At 71.7% G+C, this 19047-nt stretch carries 11 protein-coding genes and 1 pseudogene; 2 read left to right on the plus strand and 10 right to left on the minus strand.

The window, feature by feature from the left end; all coding sequences use genetic code 11:
• Position 1: 1 nt before the first annotated feature.
• From P8A18_RS29230 to eccD, 7 genes are all read right to left on the minus strand, one after another.
• Positions 2 to 451 carry a YbaB/EbfC family nucleoid-associated protein gene (locus P8A18_RS29230; RefSeq protein ID WP_132904999.1) on the minus strand — a complete coding sequence of 150 codons (450 nt, stop codon included), beginning with the start codon at positions 449 to 451 and terminating at the stop codon, positions 2 to 4.
• A 47-nt stretch (positions 452 to 498) separates the two neighbouring features.
• Positions 499 to 3654: an AAWKG family protein gene (locus P8A18_RS29235; RefSeq protein WP_306059331.1), complete on the minus strand. Its 3156-nt coding sequence runs from the start codon at positions 3652 to 3654 to the stop codon at positions 499 to 501.
• 60 nt (positions 3655 to 3714) lie between these two features.
• Positions 3715 to 4164 carry a type VII secretion system-associated protein gene (locus P8A18_RS29240; RefSeq protein ID WP_306059333.1) on the minus strand — a complete coding sequence of 150 codons (450 nt, stop codon included), beginning with the start codon at positions 4162 to 4164 and terminating at the stop codon, positions 3715 to 3717.
• 115 nt (positions 4165 to 4279) lie between these two features.
• A complete protein-coding gene (locus P8A18_RS29245) occupies positions 4280 to 4603 on the minus strand; it encodes a WXG100 family type VII secretion target (RefSeq protein ID WP_306059335.1) in 324 nt (107 codons plus the stop codon).
• Positions 4604 to 4687: 84 nt separating this feature from the next.
• On the minus strand, positions 4688 to 5026 hold the full coding sequence (locus P8A18_RS29250) for a hypothetical protein (RefSeq protein ID WP_306059337.1): 339 nt from the start codon (positions 5024 to 5026) through the stop codon (positions 4688 to 4690).
• A 155-nt stretch (positions 5027 to 5181) separates the two neighbouring features.
• Positions 5182 to 6708: a type VII secretion protein EccB gene (gene eccB / locus P8A18_RS29255; RefSeq protein WP_306059340.1), complete on the minus strand. Its 1527-nt coding sequence runs from the start codon at positions 6706 to 6708 to the stop codon at positions 5182 to 5184.
• Between the two features lie 53 nt (positions 6709 to 6761).
• On the minus strand, positions 6762 to 8162 hold the full coding sequence (eccD, locus tag P8A18_RS29260; protein ID WP_306059342.1) for a type VII secretion integral membrane protein EccD: 1401 nt from the start codon (positions 8160 to 8162) through the stop codon (positions 6762 to 6764).
• 401 nt (positions 8163 to 8563) lie between these two features.
• Between eccD and eccCa the strand changes: the two genes are divergently transcribed.
• Positions 8564 to 12499, plus strand: coding sequence for a type VII secretion protein EccCa (eccCa, locus tag P8A18_RS29265; RefSeq protein ID WP_306061214.1), 3936 nt, complete (start codon positions 8564 to 8566; stop codon positions 12497 to 12499).
• Between the two features lie 87 nt (positions 12500 to 12586).
• Here the strand turns inward: eccCa and P8A18_RS29270 are convergent, their stop codons facing one another.
• Both P8A18_RS29270 and P8A18_RS29275 read right to left on the minus strand, forming a co-directional pair.
• On the minus strand, positions 12587 to 13816 hold the full coding sequence (locus tag P8A18_RS29270) for a S8 family serine peptidase (RefSeq protein WP_306059344.1): 1230 nt from the start codon (positions 13814 to 13816) through the stop codon (positions 12587 to 12589).
• Positions 13813 to 17151: a right-handed parallel beta-helix repeat-containing protein gene (locus tag P8A18_RS29275; protein WP_306059346.1), complete on the minus strand. Its 3339-nt coding sequence runs from the start codon at positions 17149 to 17151 to the stop codon at positions 13813 to 13815. Before P8A18_RS29275 ends, P8A18_RS29270 begins: the two co-directional genes overlap by 4 nt.
• 294 nt (positions 17152 to 17445) lie before the next feature.
• Here P8A18_RS29275 and P8A18_RS29280 point away from each other — a divergent pair, with 294 nt between their 5' ends.
• Positions 17446 to 18561, plus strand: a complete 1116-nt coding sequence (locus P8A18_RS29280; protein WP_306059348.1) for a hypothetical protein — start codon at positions 17446 to 17448, stop codon at positions 18559 to 18561.
• A 276-nt stretch (positions 18562 to 18837) separates the two neighbouring features.
• Here the strand turns inward: P8A18_RS29280 and P8A18_RS29285 are convergent.
• A pseudogene (locus P8A18_RS29285) lies at positions 18838 to 19017 on the minus strand (DNA cytosine methyltransferase); the annotation flags it as partial.
• Between the last annotated feature and the right edge of the window lie 30 nt (positions 19018 to 19047).

Below are 19047 nucleotides of genomic sequence, written 5' to 3' on the forward strand. Positions count from 1 at the left end.
CTCAGTCCTCCGGGTCTTCGCTGATCTCGTCACGGAGCCGGCCGGAGCCGCGGCGGCGGTCGCCCTTCGGGCCCTCCAGCACACCGGGCCCGAAGATCTTGTTCCAGTCCACGTCGAAGCCGGTGAGTTCGGGTGCCTCCGCGTTCGCGTGGGTGAAGGGCTCGAAGGTGGACATCACCCGCCGGGCCATTCGGGCTCGCGCCTCCTGCGCCGCCTCCAGCACGCTGGCAGCGAGCTGACCTGCGGGCATCGTACGGTACTTGTCGTCCAGGAAGGTCAGCGCGGTCATGTCGCCCTGGGCGGATACGGTCACCTCGACCGAGCGGTCCGCGGAGCGCACCGTCGCCTCGGCGTGCGCCAGTTCGCTCTCGGCGCGCGCCACGGCGGCCTCGGTCTCCTCCAGTTCCGCCATCGCCTTGGCGAGCCGCTGTTCGATCGACTCACTGTTCACCGCGCACTCCCTCTCCCGTTCTCTCTTCCGTGGCCCGGCCCGCGTCCTCAGCGTCCGATGACCGCCGGGGCGCCGCCGTCGTCGGTGCCCCACACGTCGTCGTCCTCGGCCAGCCACGCCTCGCGGGCGCGGTCGCCGCTCTCCGTGGTCGTGCAGCCCTGGCCGGCGGCGCCGGGTCCGCCCACCGGGTAGGGCGAGCTGGAGGTGGTCGGCCGGGTGTACACGATCTCCTCGTCCTCGTCGACCCCCGCGGCCCGTCCGCCGCGCCCGCCCCGGGCGCCGCCGACCGGGTCGGTGAGGACGGCCCGGGTGCGTTCGCTGGTGCCCTGGCCGCCGCCGCCCGCGCCGCCCATGCCGGGCATGCCGCCGCCCCCCATGCCCATCGGGTTGAGCGGGGTGCCGTTCGCGGACTGCGCCGCCGGGTTGCCGGCGAGCGCGGCGGCGCCGGGGTTGGCCGACCCCAGGGAGCCGCCGCCGTACGGGGTGCTGTCGTAGTCGTCGTAGTAGTCGTCGAGGTTGGAGTCCGGGCCGCCGGACGTGTTCAGCGAGCCGCCCGGTCCGTGGGTGTTCAGGCCGGACGAGTGGGTGAGCGGCGACGACGTGTGCGGGCCGTCGAGACCCTGGGTGTTGAGCCCGTCGGTGTCCGGACCGTTGTGGTTGAGGCTGTCGAGGTCCGGGATGCGGGTGTTGAGCGACGGGCCGTCGCCGTTCAGGTCGGTCGTGGTGGTGTGCCCGGCGGCGTCGGTGGTGGTCAGCCGGCCCGTATCCGGGTCGAGGACCTGCTTGGAGCCGTCTGGGAACTCGGTGGTGAGCGTGCCGTCGTTGTTCAGGGTGGTGGTGGACCCGTCGGGGTTGGTGAACGACTCACCGGGGTTGAGCTGGTGGGTGGTGACGTTGCCCGAGGGGTCGGTGACGGTGACCTGGCCTGTGTCCGGGTTCAGGGTTTCCATCGAGCCGTCGGGGAACTTCGTGGTGAGCGTGCCGTCGCCGTTGAGCTGGGACGTGGAGCCGCCCGGGTTGGAGAAGGCGCCGTCGGTCGGGTTCAGCGTCGACTCGGACAGGCTGCCGTCCGGGTTGAGGGTCTCCACATGGCCGGTCTTCGGGTCGAGGGTCTGGCTCGAACCGTCCGGGAAGGTGGTGGTGAGTGTGCCGTCGTCGTTGAGCGTGGTGGTCGATCCGTCCGGGTTCAGCAGGCTGGTGCCCGGGTTGAGCTGCGAGGTCGACGTCACCCCCTTCGGGGAGGTGCTGGTGACCAGACCCGTGCGCGGGTCGATGGTCTGCGTCGAGCCGTCGGGGAACTTCGTGGTCAGTGTGCCGTCGTCGTTGAGCTGGGTGCTGCCCCCGAGGGGGGTGTTCAGCAGCGACGAGCCGCCCTTCCCGTCCTTGTTGCCGAGGCCGTCGTTGTTCAGCAGCGAGGTGATCGGAGGCACCAGTGCGGCCGGGTTCGGCCCTCCGAGCGGGGAGTCCGGGTCGCCGTTCAGGCCCAGGCCGTCGCCCAGACCGTTGTTCAGCCCGTCGTTGAGCGTGCTGAAGTTGTTGTTGAGGCCGTCACCGAGGTTGTTGACGCCGTCGCCCAGGCCGTTGAGCCCGTCGCCGAGGCCGTTCAGGCTGTCGTTGAGCCCGTCGTTGATCCCGTTCAGGCTGTCGTTGAGCCCGTCGTTCAGCCCGTTCAGGTTGTCGTTGAGCCCGTCGTTGAGGTCCTTGAACCCGTCTCCGAGGCCGTTGAGACTGTCGTTGAGCCCGTCGTTGAGGTCCTTGAACCCGTCACCCAGGTCGTTGAGGCTGTCGTTCAGGCCGTCGTTGAGGTCGTTGAGACCGTCACCGATCGTGTTGATGTTGTCGTTGAGGCCGTCGAGGTAGTCGTTCAGCTTGTCGTTGTTCGCATTGGCCTCGTCCTTCGCGATGTCGGCCTCCTCCTTCGCGAGGACCTCGGCCAGCGTCTCGGAGTTCTTGTCGGTGACCTCCTGGTCGAAGGCGTCCGTCACATCGGCCCAGGCGGACTTCACATTGCTGAGGGCGTCGATGGCCGGCTGCTTCAGCACGCTGTCGGCATGGTCCGACCAGCTCTTGACGGCCGCGTCGGCGATCTTCTTCCAGGTGGTGTGCTGGGTGAGGTCGCCGTACGCGGAGGTCTGCTTGAACTCGGACGTGGTCGAGTAGGTCTTGTACGAGCCGCCACCGCCGTAGCCGCCGTAGTACTGGGTCTTCACGTTCACGTGCTGGATGTTGTCCTTGAGGACGAAGGCGGACACCTCGTCCAGCACCTTCACCAGGTGCCTGTGCGGGTCGTGCTTGCCGTCCTTGGCCCAGCTGTTCCACGCCGTCTGGAGGTCGGTGACCGCGTCCTTGAGCGCGGTCTGCGCGGCGGCCAGGGCGTCGCTCAGCTTCGACTTGGGGACGTAGCCGCCCACCGTGGTGTTCTTCGGGCTGTAGTCGCGGCCGCCCAACTGGGAGACGTATCCGTCGTAGTTGGTCTTCAGCTCCTTCAGCAGGTGCCAGAAGAGGCTGGCCGCCTTGCCCTTCCACGCGGCCTGGTCCTCGCCGAGGGACTTCATCCACCCGTTGACGACGTCCGAGTGGTCCTTGAAGAACTGCATCGCCCTGTCGAAGGACTGGCCCGTCTCCTCGAAGGACTTGAACTCGACAGCGTTGCCATCGAGGACCGACAGGTTGCTGAAACTCCAGCCCTTGGTGGTGTGGTTGTTCAGCAGCTCGTCCAGAGCCAGTTTGCTGCCGGAGATGTACTGGGCCATCGGGCCGGAGTCCCACTGGACATGTGAGTACGAGCCCTCGAACTCACCGCCGCCGGAGATCGCCCCGTCCCCCCACAGGTCGGCGCGGCCGTCCTCGCCCACGCCCACGCCGATCATCACGATCCGCGCCTTCTTCAGGCTCACGCTGTCGTGCGCGCCGTCGCCGCCCGCGTCGTAGAAGGCCAGGTCGTAGTCCTCGCCCGTGCTCTGCTGGAAGCCGCTGAGCCGTGTGTAGTCGTCCGTGGACACCGCACGCATCGTCTGCCCGGAGATCTCCATCCGGAACAGCTTCAGGTCGGAGAAGTCGTCGCCGCTGTCGCTGCTGAGGGAGTTGAACAGGCTGGAGCGGGCCGGGATGGTGTAGCCGGTGAAGTTGGTGATCGCCTGGCCGTAGTAGTCGTCCGGGTCGTAGGTGGGCGTTCCGGAAGTACTTTTGCCGTCGTCGGCCATGGCACGGACTCCGCTGCTGGGGCTGAGGGGGTGGGGGAGAGGAGGACGCGGGGCCCGGCGTCAGCTGTCGGAGCCGGTGCCGCTCATGTCGTCGTCCACCGTGTCGAAGATGTCCATCAGCTTCTCGCCGTCGATCGAGGTCAGGCTGGCGCCCTGCGTAGTCAGCAGCGTGGTGATGGTTTCCTCGAGTGCGGACTCGATGTCGTCGAAGAGGACCTTCTGGCTCTTGAAGATGCCGTCCAGCGCGCCGCCCTGCGTCTTCAGCGCCTCGATCAGTGCCGAGCCACCGGTCGGGTCCTCGCTGTCGCCGCCGCCCATCAGGCCGATGCGCAGCATCTTGGCGTCGCCCGACGCCGAGCCCTTACCGGTCTCCGCGACCAGGTTCTTCAGCGAGCGGACACCCCCCTCGTTGTCCTTGCGGATGTTGAGCAGGTCGGTGATGAAGTCCCCGACATCGTTGTTCTTGAAGGTCTTGAGCGCCGTCGAGTCCAGATGGGTCAGGTCTGCCATGGGTGCCTCCGGTGGCGGGACTCGCCGGACCTGCGATTGGCACGGCGACGGTACGGGGAGATGCCACTGCCGCGCCGACCGAGGGCGGACCGGTCGGCGCGGTCGGGACGCGTGCTCAGCGGCCGATGGTCACTTCGGACCACATCTGGCTGAGGGAGTTCTCGCTGTACTTGTAGTTGCCGGAGATGTCGCTCAGGAGCTGCGCGTGCGAGGTGAGCAGCGTCTCCATGTTCTGCACCGCGCCGTCCCAGGCGGCCTGCTTCCGGCGGTACGTGTCGCCGTCGTTGCCGTACCAGGTCTTGGACAGCTCGCTGAGCTCTGCCTCAAGATTGGACAGCGTCTGGGCGATCGCCTTGGTCTGCATCACCATGTCGTCTGCCGCGTTCGACATGTGGTTGTAGCTGACGTAAATGAAACCGTCGCTCAGATTGTCTGCCACGGTCTGCCTCTTTCACACGGTGTTGAGGGGGGCGGCCTGTCCGGTAGGTCACCGGGAGGCCCTGGTGCCGACGAGGCGCCCGGGTCAGCCGACCAGCTGATCGAAGGCCGACTGCGAGGTGTTGTACGCCTGGTTGATCGCGTCGTTCGACGAACCCTGGGTCTTGTTGTGCTCGACAAGGCTCTGGTTCAGCCGGTCGATGACGTCCTCAAGGTTCTTGAGAATGACGTTGCACTGGCCGTCCCACTGAGCGAGGAGCCGGCCGTACTGGCCGCCGTCGCTGCCCTGATAGCCGGAGCCCAGGGTGGACTTGGTGCCGTCGACGTCCTGGCGGATCTTCATGATCCCGCTGAAGGCCGATTCAAGGGCCTGGATGCCGTTCCGGGTTGATGACTCGCTTGACTGCTGGCCGTCTCCCGCCATCGTCCCACCTTTCGTAAGTCGGATCTTGGTACGAGCAACTTGAGCCTAAAGTGCGGCAAGTTGAGAAAACAACAAGCTGAGGTAGATCTGAGGTTGGAGCTCGATATTTTCCCGGGTCATTAACCGGTGGGAAACCTCCCCGGCGACGGGGGAGTTCAGGAGTCGGAAGCGGCCTTCCCGGTAACCGAATCGGCCGCCCGGACACCCGGTGACGCGACGTCGGTCCGGCACTGTGTCGCGGGACCCGGCCCGGCCTTCCTCGGATCCGTGCCCGGTTCGGACCGCGCCGCGGCCTCCGTACTCAGGTCAGGGCCGGTGGGCAGCAGCGACAGCAGCGTGGACGGCACCCGCACCGCATCGCCGTCGGAGTACCCGAGGGCGGCCAGCGCCTCCGCGTCCGCGACGCGGTACTTCACCCCGTCGTCGCCCACCAGGAACGTGGTGTTGCCGACTGTCGCGCCGGCCGCGCCCAGCACCCGCACCAGCGTGCCGTGCCCCGGGCGCGTCACCACATGATCCACCGCCACACAGGCGGGGACCAGCGCCGTGGAGTCGGCCGCGGCGTAGGGCGACAGCGCGACCTGGTCGATCCGCACCGACGTCACCCGCACCTCGCCGCCGTCCGGATCGACCCGCGTGCACGCCGCCTGCCCGGCGGGCAGCCGCAGCGCCACCGGCGGGCTGTCCGGCAGCCCGGCCACCGACGGGTCGGTGCCCGCCGTGCCCGGCGCCTGGTGGGAGCGCAGATCGGAGACGCCGATGGCGACGGCTTCCGGGGACGCCCCGTCGTACGCCTTCTTGCGCGTGTCCGGGTCGCCCAGCAGCAGCGCCGCCTGAGTGGCCGTCACCGCGTGCAGGCCGTCCGTCTGGAGCACGTAGTCCTGACTCACGGAGCCCGCCGCCATCCGGAACACCTGTCCGACCCGGGTCTTCCCGCCCGCCAGCGCCGGACCCGCCCCGCCCCGGTCCGCGACCTTCAGGGTGGCCAGCTTCGGGCCGCTGACCAGGGCGTCCAGGAACGCCGCCGACACCGGGCGGGGTGTCACCGCGCCGTAACCCAGCGACTCCGCGGCCCCCGACCTCCGGTCCAGCTCCAGCCGGCTGCCCTGCCACATCAGGTACGTGCGGTCGTCCGGCCCCCGCACCACCAGCGCCGAACCCGCACCGACCGGCCGGGTCTCGACCGGGGCGCCCGGCACCAGGGTCGTCTCCTCGCCGTCGCCCGTGGAGCACACCTCCCACGCCGACGTCTCCAGGTCACCCGGGCCCGGCACGCCGTCCGGGGCGCCGGTGATGCCGACCGGTGTGCCCACCGGAGTGCCCTTCAGCGATTCCCTGCCCACCGCCGTGGTGCCCAGGTCCGCGCCGCCTATCAGCAGCGCCGACGCGTAGTTGCGCACCGGACGCAGCCGGCCGTCCGCGTACAGATAACGGGCGCCGGTGTCCTTGTTGACGATCAGGGTGTCGCCGCCGCGCCAGGCGTCGTTGCCGCCCGGCCGGAGCAGCCCGTACACGAAGGCGCCGGCCGAGACGAGGATGGCGACGATGATGCCGATCAGCGCACCGCGGGTGGTGCGTCCCAGCGGGCTCTCCGGGGCGTCCGGGTCGGCCAGCAGCATGCCCGAGGTCAGCCGCCCCATCATGAACGTGTGCGCTTGCACCTGGTCGCGCCTGGACCGCACGGTCGCCTCCTGCTCTCAGTGGTTCGTCGTCGTCACGGTGCCCTGCCGGCCCGTCATCCGTTCCAGCCGCGCAGGGCGCCGAAGACGCCCAGCAGCCAGAGGGTGAGCGGCAGCAGGGAGACCGCCAGAAGGGTGTGCAGCAGCTCGGCGGCCCGGCCCCAGTACGGCACCAGACGGCGGCCCGGCACCGTCCACACCGCGATGGTCAGCACCGTCGCGACCACCAGCAGACCCACCACCAGGAGCACCCGCTCCACACCGGTCAGCGCCAGGCCCCAGCCGAATGCCAGCAGCAGCAGACCCCACGCGCCGGGCAGCACCAGCACCAGCCGCTGCGTGGTGTTCACCAGGCCCCGGCCGTGCAGGAGCAGCAGCAGCGACAGCGCCAGCGCGCACAGCAGCGCGGGCAGCGCGGGCCGGTGCGCGAGCGCAACCAGGCAGGCCGAAGCCAGCACGCCCGTCGCCCCGTACAGCGCCGTCATCCACTCGCCGGCCAGCTCGGTACGGACCGCGACATCGTTGCCGCGGTAGGGCTCGATGCCCTCCTGGAGCTGCTGGGCGTTGGTCGGCAGCGCCGGCATCCGCATCCCCGCGAACCGGAACGACAGCGCCGGCACCAGACCGCCGAGCAGCACCGTCAGCATCGCCACTACGCCCGCCGCGGCGGCCGCCCGCAGGTCGAAGAGGGTCATCACCGCACCGCCCACCGCCGCGGCGAACGCGGTCAGCGCGGAAGCCAGGAAGACCGGCGTGCGCACCGCGGTGGCCGCCAGCGCGAGCACCGCCCCGCCCGCCCAGGCCGCCGACGCGCCCAACAGCCTCGCGCCCAGAACCTGGTGGGCCTGGGGCCCGCTCAGCTCGCCGCCCGGCACCAGCCAGCCCGCCAGGGCCAGCGCCGGGGACGCCATCAGACCGAGGACCGCCCCGGTCGCGCCGTCGTCCACCGCCCGGCTCGCCGAGGCCGCGCCGGCCAGCAGCAGCACGCCGGCGACGACGGCCGCGCCCGCGCGCAGCGTCACCGACGTACCCGGCCACGCCAGCAGCGCCAGACCGGCCAGCACGGCCACCGCGACCAGGGCGCGCAGCAGGTGCCGCGCCGCTCCCTCGCTCCAGTCGTGCAGCCGGTCCCGGGTGACCGAGGCGATCCCGTCGACCAGGTCGTCGAGGCGCACCTCGGGCAGCGCCTCGGTGCGCGGTCGCAGATGCAGGACGTCGCCGTCGGTCAGGCCCAGGGTCGCCAGCGTCGCCTCCTCGTCCAGCGGCCGCCCGCCGAGGCGCTGGAGTATCCAGCCGTCGTGTTCGAGGCCGGTCTCCTCGATGTCCTCGCCCGCGTACCGCAGCATCGTCGGCAGCAGGTCGGCCACCGGCACGTCGGAGGGCACGGAGAGGTCGATGGTGCGGCCCGGGGCGCGCACGGTCAGGTGGCACAGGTCGGCCACGGAGGTGTCGGTCATACCGGGACTCACGTCTCCTGAGCGTCGGAACGGAGTGCGTGGCATGCGGTGTTGCAGGCCACTGAGGGGGAGGTGGCGCGAATGAGATGGACGACGGTTGAACGGTGGGGAGCGTGCGGAGGGAGGGGGTGACGTGGACTTACGGAGTTGACGGGGTGCACACTACTGTCACTCCCCGAGGCCGTCGTAACGGGAGTCCCGGCAACATGCACGGCACACATACCGGCCGGACGTCCCAGGACTCCGCCGCCCGTATGGCCTGCCCGTAGCGCGCCCGCCGGCGTCGGCACCCGGACCGTGAGCCTCCGCTGATGTACCGCCGCGTGCGTGAAGACCACTAAGGAGCCCCAGCGTTGAGCGTGGTCCTGTTCCGTCGTCCGGCCCGTCGCCGCGGACCCGACATGCCGAGCGGCGAGCTGACCCTCCAGGAACCGCCGACCCTGATGGAGACCGTGCCGGACACGTCCGCGGTGTGGACGTACCTGCCGATGGCCATGATGTCGGTCTCCATGATGCTGATGTTCCTGCGCATGGGCGGCCAGGGGTCAGGCATCTTCATGTACATCGCGCTCGGCATGATGGTGCTCGCCGCCGCCGCGATGATGGTCGGTCAGGTCATGCGCAAGGCGGGCGACCGCAAGCAGCGGCTGCGCGGCGAACGCCGTGACTACCTGCGCTACCTGGCGCAGAGCCGGCGCACCGTGCAGCGCACCGTCGTCGAGCAGCAACTGGCCCTCGCCTGGCGCCACCCCGAGCCCACCGTGCTGCGCTCCATGGTGCGTACCACCCGGCTGTGGGAACGCCGCACCAAGGACGTCGACTTCGCCGAGCTGCGCATCGCCGTGGGCGACCAGCAGTTGGCCCTGCGGCTCAACCCCCTCTCGACCAAACCCGTCGAGGACCTCGAACCGCTGTGCGCGCACGCCCTGCGCCGCTTCATCCGCGCCTACAGCACCGTGCCCGGCCAGCCCATCGCGCTCTACCTGCGCTCCTGGTCCCGGGTGCTGCTGCGCGGCGACCAGGACGCCGCACGGGGCATGCTGCGCGCCGCGCTGAGCCAGCTCGCGGTCTTCCACCCGCCGGAGGAGGTGTGGATCGCGGTCTGCGCCGACGACGAGCACCGCGCCGAGTGGGAGTGGGTGAAGTGGCTCCCGCACAACCAGCACCCCCAGGAGACCGACGGCGCCGGACCGCTGCGCATGGTCGCCTCCGCCTTCACCGACCTGGAGAACCAGCTCGGCAGCGAGTTCTCCGAGCGGCCCGTCTTCGACCCGGACGCCGTGCCCGGCCGCGACGAGCCGCTCGTCGTGGTCGTCGTGGACGGTGCCACCGTCCCGGCCGGCCACCGCTTCGACGGCCCCGGCTACCGCAACGCCGTCGTCCTCGACCTCTCCTCCACCCTCACCTGGCGCCCCGGCCGCACGACCCTCCGCCTGGACGTCACCCCCGAGACCGTCGCCCTGGTACGCACCGACCGCAGCCGCAAGGAGCAGACGACCGTCCTCGGCCGCCCCGACCAGGTCGGCCCGGTTGCAGCCGAGACCCTGGCCCGGCTGATATCCCCGTATCGGATGAGCCTCACCGCCGACGCGGTCGAGCCGCTCTCCGCCGACATGGAGCTCACCACCCTGCTCGGCATACCCGACCTGCACCGCCTCGACCCCGAATCCCTGTGGCGGCGGCACAACGGCTCCGCACGGTTGCGGGTGCCGGTCGCAGTCGGCGCGGACGGCCGCCCGGTGGAGCTGGACATCAAGGAGTCCGCGCAGGGGGGCATGGGCCCGCACGGCATGCTCATCGGCGCCACCGGCTCCGGCAAGTCCGAGCTGCTGCGTACTCTGGTCCTCGGCCTCGCCCTCACCAACTCCTCCGAGACGCTCAATTTCGTCCTCGTCGACTTCAAGGGCGGTGCCACCTTCCTCGGCCTGGACGAACTCCCGCACACCAGCGCCGTGATCACCAACCTCGCTGACGAGGCCGCCCTGGTCGAGCGCATGCAGGACGCCCTTCACGGCGAACTGCTGCGCCGCCAGGAGCTGTTGCGCGCGGCCGGCAACTACACCTCCGCCCTGGAGTACGAGCGGGCGCGCGCCGGCGGCGCCGGCCTCGCCCCGCTGCCCAGCCTCTTCGTCGTCGTCGACGAGTTCAGCGAACTGCTCGCAGCGCACCGCGAGTTCATGGAGCTGTTCGTGATGATCGGCCGCCTCGGCCGGTCCCTGGGCGTGCACCTGCTGCTCGCCTCGCAGCGCCTGGACGAGGGCCGCATGCACCAGCTGGAGTCGCACCTGTCCTACCGGATCGGGCTGCGCACCTTCTCCGCGATGGAGTCCCGCGGCGTCCTCGGCGTCCCCGACGCCTACGAACTGCCCTCCCAGCCGGGCAGCGGCTTCCTCAAGAGCGGCGTCGAGGCGCTGACCCGGTTCCGCGCCGCCTACGTCTCCGGCCCCTATCGCCGTCGCGGCGGCGCCGTCGCCCAGGCCCGCGTCGCCAGCCAGGTCGTGCCCTGGACCGCCGAGTACGTGGTGCCCCGCGCTCCCGCTCCGGCTGCCGTCGAACCGGAGGCGGAGGAGGCGGACGACAGCTCCAGCCTGCTGTCGGTCGCGCTGGACCGGCTGCGCGACGCCGGCCCGCCCGCCCACCGTGTGTGGCTGCCGCCGCTGGACGCCCCGTCCCCGCTCGACGTCCTGCTGCATGGCCTGACCGTCGACCCGGAGCGCGGCCTGACCGCGCCGGGGTGGAACGGGACCGGCAAGCTGCGGGTCCCCGTCGGCCTCGTCGACAAGCCCTTCGACCAGCGCCGCGACCCGCTCGTCGTGGACCTCGCGGCGGCCGGCGGCCACGTCGCCGTCGCGGGCGGCTCGCAGAGCGGCAAGTCGACCGTGCTGCGCAGCCTCATCATGGGCCTCGCGCTCACCCACACCCCGCGCGAAGTGCAGTTCTACTGCCTCGACTTTGGTGGCGGCACGCTCTCCCAGCTCACCGGGCTGCCGCACGTCGCCGGTGTCGCCGCCCGCCTCGACGCGGACCGGATCGGCCGCACCGTGGCCGAGGTCACCGCCGTGCTCACCCGTCGCGAGCAGTTCTTCCTGGAGCACGGCATCGACTCGATGGCCACCTACCGGCGCCGCCGCGCAGCCGGGGAGTTCCCCGACGAGCCGCACGGAGACATCTTCCTGGTGATCGACGGCTGGTCCACGGTCCGGCAGAACCTCGACCAGTTCATCCCGACGTTCAACCAGATCGCCACCGGCGGCCTCAACTACGGCATCCACCTGATCGTCGCGACCTCGCGCTGGCTGGAGCTGACCGCCCCGGTGCGCGACCAGGCCGCGACCCGCCTGGAACTCCGGCTCGGCGACACGATGGACTCCGTGGTCGACGTCCGCAAGGCCGCCGGCGTGCCCCGTACGCCCGGCCGGGGGCTCACCGTCGATTCCAAGCTGCACTTCCTCTCCGCGCTGCCCCGAGGCGACGGTTCCAGCGACCCGGACACGCTGAGCGAGGGCGTCGGCGACCTGGTCGAGCGCATCGCCGCCGCCTGGCACGGGCCGCGCGCACCGCAGGTGCGGATGCTGCCGCACCGGCTGCCGGCCTCGGAGCTGCCCGAGCCGGAACTCGGCCAGGGCCAGAGCCTCAGGCTGCCCCTCGGCCAGGACGAGGAGACGCTGGACACCGTCTGGCACGACTTCTCCCGCACCCCGCACCTCGTCGCCGTCGGCGACACCGAGAGCGGCAAGACCAACCTGCTGCGGGTGGTGGCGGACGCCATCGTCGCCCGCTACTCCCCGACCGAGGCCCGCATCCTCGTCGTCGACTACCGCCGTGACCTGGTGGAGGCGGTGCCCGAGGAGTACCGGCTCGGGCACGCCGTCTCCGTCGACGCCCTCAAGCAGCTCGTCGGCGGCTCCGCGAAGGCGCTGCGGACCCGGCTGCCCGGTCAGGAGATCACGCCGGCCCGGATGCGCAGCGCCGACTGGTGGACCGGCCCCCGGTTGTTCGTCCTCGTCGACGACTACGACATGGTCGGCGGCGGCACGGTGATGGACCACCCGTTCGCACCGCTTTTCGACCACCTCGCGCTCGGCCATGAACTGGGCCTGCACATCGTCGTCGTACGGTCCGCCACCGGCGCCGGACGCGGCCTCAACGACCAGCTGCTGCGACGCCTGGACGAGGTCAACACCCCGGGCGTCCTGATGTCGACACCGCCGTCCGAGGGGTACGTCTTCGGGAACGTGAAGCCGCGCGTGCTGCCGCCGGGGCGCGCGCTGCACATCGTGCGGCGCAAGCCGGTGCTGATCCAGACGGCGCTCGCGCGCGGGACGGAGGAGGAGTAGGCGGCTCCATGCCCCCTGCAAGGCGGCCCTGCCCATGCACCGCGCCGATACGGCCCCGCGCCCTGCCGGGGCGCGGGGCCGTATCCCTCAGGGGCGCCGGGCAGACGGCCGCCAGCCCGTGCGGCGGCCCCGGGGGATGATCACGGCGAGCCAGACGACCGTGACCACCACGGCCACGCCGGCCAGCGTCGGCCACATGGCGCGGCGCAGCGGCCCGGCGGCCCTGTCCTCCGGCATCCGCACCGGGGCGGCCGACTCCTTGTCCGCGGCCGGTCCCGCCGGCGCCTTCGCGGCGGTGGAGGCGGAGGCGAGGACAGCGGTGACGGCGGCGTACGGGTCGACCCGCGGCACGGCGTCCGGGTAGGCCGAGGACCGCAGCAGTTCCGCGGTCTGCGCGGCCGTCAGCTCCGGGTGCACCGATCGCACCAGGGCCGCCGCCCCCGCCACGTACCCGGCGGCGAGCGAGGCCCCGGAACCGATGTAGTGGCCGTTCTTCGACGGACCGATCCCGACCACCCCGTCACCGGGTGCCGCGAGCTGGGCGCTCCCGGTGGTGTACGAGCCGGTCGGCCGCTCACCCTTGGCGTCCACGTCGAGTACGGACAGCACACCGTCACCGGCGGCCGGGTAGTAGTCCCGGGCCGGGACCTCCTGGCCCACCCCGCCGGCCGGGGGGTCCGGCACGGCGGCGGCGACCAGCAGGACGTCCTTCTTCGCGGCCAGTCGTACCGCGGACCTCAGGGCGGCCGTGTCGCCCGGGAAGGCCGCCGACACGGTCACCACCTCGGCACCGGCCCCGATGGCGGCCTCGATGCCCGAGGCGACCCGGCCGGGGGTGGCCGCGCCGCGCTCGTCGGTCCCGCGCACCGCGACGATGGCCGACCGCCGGGCGACGCCCGCGAACTTCACGCCCTTGTCCGACTGCGCGGCGATCAGCCCGGCCACGAAGGTGCCGTGCCCGACACAGTCCTTCCCGGCCGCTCCGACCGCCGTGACGCGGCCGTTCAGCGCGGGCGCGGAGGCCGAGACGCCGGTGTCGACGACGCCGACCTTGACCCCGGAGCCGGAGGCGAACTGCCAGGCCCGCCCCAGCTGGAGGCTGACCTGCTCCCACGGCACGGCGGTGGCCTGCCGTCCCGAACCCCCGGTGCAGCCGGCGTTGCCCGTCAGCTTCGTCCTGAGTACCGGCAGCTCCACAGTGTTCCCGCCGGCCGCCGCGGCGCCCGTGGCACCGGCACCGCTCAGAGCGGCCGTCAGCAGCAGTGCCAGCGCACCGGCGGCGGGCCGGGACAGGTTCCTCCCGCGCATCGCCGTCACGCCCCCGCCCCGCCGGAGGCGGACGCCGACACCGGGTCGGCGAGATCCTCCGGGAGCAGCAGCCGCAGATCGTCGAGGCTGGGCGCGGCCACTCGGCTGAGCCGGCCCGCCTGCCGGGTCATCATCCGCTCCAGCACCTGACGCGCGGTGCGCGCGTTGCCGAACGACCGGTCGCGCGGCAGGGTGTCGAAGTGGTGCCGCAGGACCGAGCCGAGCCCGTTGCCGCACTCGTACCCGGCCTGCGACGCGTGCTGGCGGACGATGGTGACGAGCTCGTCGGACGTGTAGTCGGCGAACTCGATCCTCCGTGAGAACCGCGAGTGCAGGCCCGGGTTGGAGGCGAGGAAGCCCTCCATCTCGCTGGTGTAGCCGGCGACGATGACCACCACCTGGTCGCGGTGGTCCTCCATCAGCTTCAGCAGCGTGTCCACGGCCTCCCGGCCGAAGTCGGCGCCGGACGCCTCGCGCGGCGCGAGCGTGTACGCCTCGTCGATGAAGAGCACGCCGCCCAGTGCCCGCTCGAAGACCTCCTTGGTGAGCTGCGCGGTGTGGCCCACGTACCGCCCGACCATGTCGGCACGGGACACCTCGACGAGCTGGCCCCGTGGCAGGATGCCCAGGGAGACGAGGAGTTCGCCGTAGAGCCGGGCCACCGTGGTCTTGCCGGTGCCGGGCGGCCCGGTGAAGACGAGGTGGTGGCTGAGGCGCGGCACAGGCAGCCCGGCGGCCTCCCGCTGCCGGGCCGTCGAGACCAGGTTGACCAGGTCGGTGACGTCCCGCTTGACCGCGGAGAGTCCGACAAGGGTGTCCAGGCGGCTGAGAGCGTCGTCCCCGGCGTCGGCGCCGTCCGGACCGGCCTCGGAGTCGCGGGCGGCCTCCTCGCTGATGTCCTGCGGGAGCAGCAGTGTGAGGTCCTCCTCGGTGACCTGGGCCTGCGAGGCGAGCCGTACGGCCTGCCGGTCCACCATCTCCTCGAAGACCTGCCGTGCCGCACGGCCGTTGCCGAACCCGGCGTCTTTCGGTATCCGGTCGAAGTGGGTCGCGAGAGCCTTGCGGGTCTCGTCGTTCAGCACGTACTGGTGGCGCCCGCACATGCTCTCCACGATCTCCACCAGTTCGGGGACCGAGTAGTTCTCGAACTCCACGGTCCGCGAGAACCGGGAGGCCAGGCCCGGGTTGGAGCCGAGGAAGCCGCGCATCTCACCGGAGTAGCCGGCGACCACGACCACCACGTCGTCGCGGTGGTCCTCCATCAGCTTCAGCAGCGTGTCCACCGCCTCCCGGCCGAAGTCGGCGCCCGAGCCGCGCGAGTCGGAAGTGAGCGCGTACGCCTCGTCGATGAAGAGCACGCCGCCCAGAGCCCGTTCGAAGGTCTCCGTGGTCTTGATGGCGGTACCGCCGATGACCTGCGCGACCAGATCGGCCCGGGAGACCTCGACCAGGTGCCCGGACCGCAGCGTCCCCAGCTCGGCCAGGATCGTGCCGTAGAGCCGCGCGACCGTCGTCTTTCCGGTGCCGGGCGGGCCCGCGAAGACCAGGTGCCGGCTCATCGGCGGTGCGGACATGCCGAGTTGGGCGCGGCGTCGGGCGAGCTGGGTGAGGTTGACCAGCGTGCGGACCTGTTCCTTGACGTTGTCCAGGCCGATCAGGTTCTCCAGCGCGGCCATCGGGCCCTCCGGGCGTCCTGGACCGTCCGACTCGGGCACGGTGCCCGCCGGATCGGTGCCCTCGGCCTCGCCGTAACCCCAGGCGTCCCGGGACTCGTTGCCGGTGCTGTTCAGGTTCTCCACCGCGAGCCGGCCGCTCGCCCTGGACTGGACGAGCCCGCCGCCCTTGTTCTCGCGCACGGTGCAGCCGACCACCGACACCGGCGACTCGGTCTCCACCCGGATGCCGTCACGGCCGTTCCCCGCCGCCTCGCAGCCGTTGAGGTTGGCCCGGCCGCCCTCGCGGACCAGGAAGCCGTGGTCGGTGGCGGCGGCGGCCCGCACCCGGGTCGCCGTCAGCTCGCCGCCGTTGTCCACGACGACACCGCAGCCGCCCGCCGACACCAGCTCGCCGTCGCGCAGTGCCGCCGTGCCCTCGCCGCCTATCTCCAGACCGGCGCCGCCGGGTCCGGTCACCTTCAGGCCGGCCAGGTAGACGTTGCCGCCCGAGGCGACCGTCACTCCGGCGCCGCCCGGCGACTCCACCGAGCAGTCCTCCACCCGGCCGCGCCCGCCGTCGGTCACCGAGACGCCGTTGCCGCCCGTGCCGGTGATGCGGGCCCTGCGCACCAGCGGGTTGGCGCCGCCCTTGACCACCACGCCGGTGCCCCTGACGTCCAGGATCTCCACGCGGTCCAGCTCGGCCGCCGAATCCTCCTCCAGCAGCACGGCCTCGGCCTCGCCGTCCCGGACGGTCAGTGAGGTCAGGGTGGGCGAGGAGGAACCCGCCACGCGCAGCGCCGGTGCCCGGGCGCCGCTCAGCCAGCAGTCCTCGTACGTGCCCCGCGAACGGTCGGTGACGAAAAGGCCGTTGCCCGCCGTGCGGGACGTGCGGCAGCGGCGCAGCACCGGGTCGGCGCCGTGCGAGACGATGATGCCCTGGCCGGTGGTGCCGTTGACCCGCACGTCGTCCAGCTCGATCCGGGCGGCGCTGGTCAGGTGAGCGCCGATCGCGGTGTCGTGGATCACGGTCCGCAGCACCCGGACCGCGCTGCGCTCCTCCAGCGCCAGCGCGGGCTTGTCGGTCGAGGAGAGATCGCAGTCCTCGACGGAGACCTGGGCGTCGCCGTTGGCCAGCAGGCCGTTGCCGCGTGCGTCGCGCACGGTGCAACCGCGTACCGTCGCCCTGCCGCGCTCGCCGATCACCACACCGCTGGTGCCCAGGTGCTCGAGGGTGCACGACTCCAGCGAGCTCTCGCTGGCCGACGTGACGACGACACCCGCGCCGGTCCGGCTGGAGACCCGGCACTCGCGCATGGCCAGCGAGCCGGAGTTGCGGGCGAGGACGGTGGCCCAGGACGCACCGGAGACGTCGCAGCCCTGCATCGCGACCTGCCCGTGCGAGGCGTCCACGACGGGAGCCTCCTCGTCCTGGCCCTGCACCACCAGATCGGTCAGCATCAACGCGTCGGCACGCAGCGAGATCGCGGTCCCGGTGCGCGGCGCCAGGCGCACGCTGCCGCGTGACTGCTCGGCGACGATGGTCACGCGAGTGGTGACGACGAGGTTCTCCTCGTACGTCCCCGGGCGCACACTGAGCACCGCCCCTCCGCGCGCCCTGGCCAGGGCCTCTGAGATCGTCCTGGCGTCCCCGGTGCCCTCCGGACAGATCGTCAGTACCTGGCGCACTCCGCTGACCTCCTTGTATCGGCACCCGTGGGTTGCGGTCGGCCCCATCATGCCTTCCTCCCACCTGCGATCCCACCCCGGTCCGGCCGCCGGGGCGGCCGGGACGGCGAGCTTCGCGGTGCGGCGGAGAGCGGCGTACCGCGCATTACGGGATGTTCCGCAACGCCCGTACCGGGGCGGGGATTTCTCCGAGACCCATTGTTCACGCCAGAGATATGACCTGTCCCCCACATGTGTGCGTGAATAAGAGCGCTCTCAGGGACGTACGACGAACTACGGGACGGATGGGGCCAGATGACAGACCCGACCGGAACGGCGGCGAAGGCGACGACGGAAGAGGCTTCGGCGCCCCCCGCCCCCGCCGGAGCCGGCCCGGACACGCACCGGGTTCCGGAGGGAGCGGGCGCAGGGTTACCGGAGGCCGAACCGGGGCGCGAGGGCGGATCGGAGACGGAGCCCGAGTCCGCCGCCGAACCGGAGACGGCACCCGGAAACGCCGCTGCCGGCATCGCCGCTCAGGAGGAGACCTCTGCCGGCACGCGCCCGGCGCAGGCGCCGGACGAGGGGGACGGGACCTCGGCTCCCGCCCCCGAAGCGGCGGCGTCGGCTTCCGCCCCCGAGGCGGCGACGGAGCCGGGAGTCGCCGAGGCGCTGGCGGCTTCGGCGCACGAGGACCCCGACCCCGGCGCGGCGGCCCCGGCCGGCCGCCCGAGCCGCCCGCTGCTGGCGGGCGCCGCCCTCCTGGGCGCCGCGCTGGTCGCCGTGCCGGTCCTCCTCATGAGCCGCCCAGGTGAGCCCGAGCGGCACGACACCGCCGTCGTCAACCAGGCGGGCACGCTGCTCGGCGGCGGGGAGCCGACGAGGGAGGGGCCACAGGCGTACGCGTCGTCGAGCGCGTCGCCCTCGAAGCCGGCGAAGCCGAAGAAGACACCGACACCGAAGGAGGTCGTGCCGAAGCAGGCCCCGGTCGTGGCCCCGGTGACGTCCTCGCCGTCCCCGACGAAGAAGCCCTCGCCCAAGCCCACCCCGAAGAAGACCCCGAAACCCACCCCGAAACCGGTGAAGAAGCCGTCCCGGGCGGCGGACATCACGGTCACGGCCACCAGGGTGCTGCGGGCCGGTGAATCCATCGAGGCGAACAGGACGAGGCTGCGGATGCAGCGCGACGGCAACCTCGTCGTCTACGACGAGAACGACAAGCCCCGTTGGGCCACCATGACCTTCGGCAAGGACTACCAGGCGGTCTTCCAGGCGGATGGCAACCTGGTCGTCTACACCGCCGACAGCCGCCCGGTCTGGGCCAGCAAGACCCAGGGCCACCGCGGCGCGGTCCTGCGCCTCCAGAAGGACGGCAACCTGGTGATCTACTCGGGCGGCGCTCCGGTCTGGGCGTCGAAGACCCAGCACTGAACGCACCGCCCGTCGTGCGGGCACACGTCCGCACGACGGGTCCGCCGCACCCCTGCGCGAAGGCGGCTGGCTCCCCGGGATCGAGGGCTCCTGCACACTCGTTGCCAGCGCTGCGGCATGAGGCGTGCGGGTCCGGCGGGCAGGTCGTACCGGCTGACAGCCAGATAGGTCTCCGGCGTCGCCGCTCGAGCGGACTCGTGTCGTCCCGCAGGACGAGTTCCGGCTCCTGGGGGCGGCGGCGGAGGAGGGCCCTTGTTTGGCCCAGTACTCCGCGGCGAGCCGCTGGTCCACCAGGCCGAGGCGCTTGCCGGCCCGGCTCCACGCCTGGCACGGCGGGGAGGCGATCAGCCCGCGTGTACGGCCGACGAAGCGATGCGTCGGATACATGGCCACGTCGGTCCGGATCGTCACCTGGCCGGCCAATGACCAGTCATGGGCGGGCATGTCAGCGGGCATTCGGCCTCAAGTTCGAGGCGGTCCTGACGG

Source organism: Streptomyces sp. Mut1, assembly GCF_030719295.1.
Lineage (GTDB): Bacteria > Actinomycetota > Actinomycetes > Streptomycetales > Streptomycetaceae > Streptomyces > Streptomyces castrisilvae.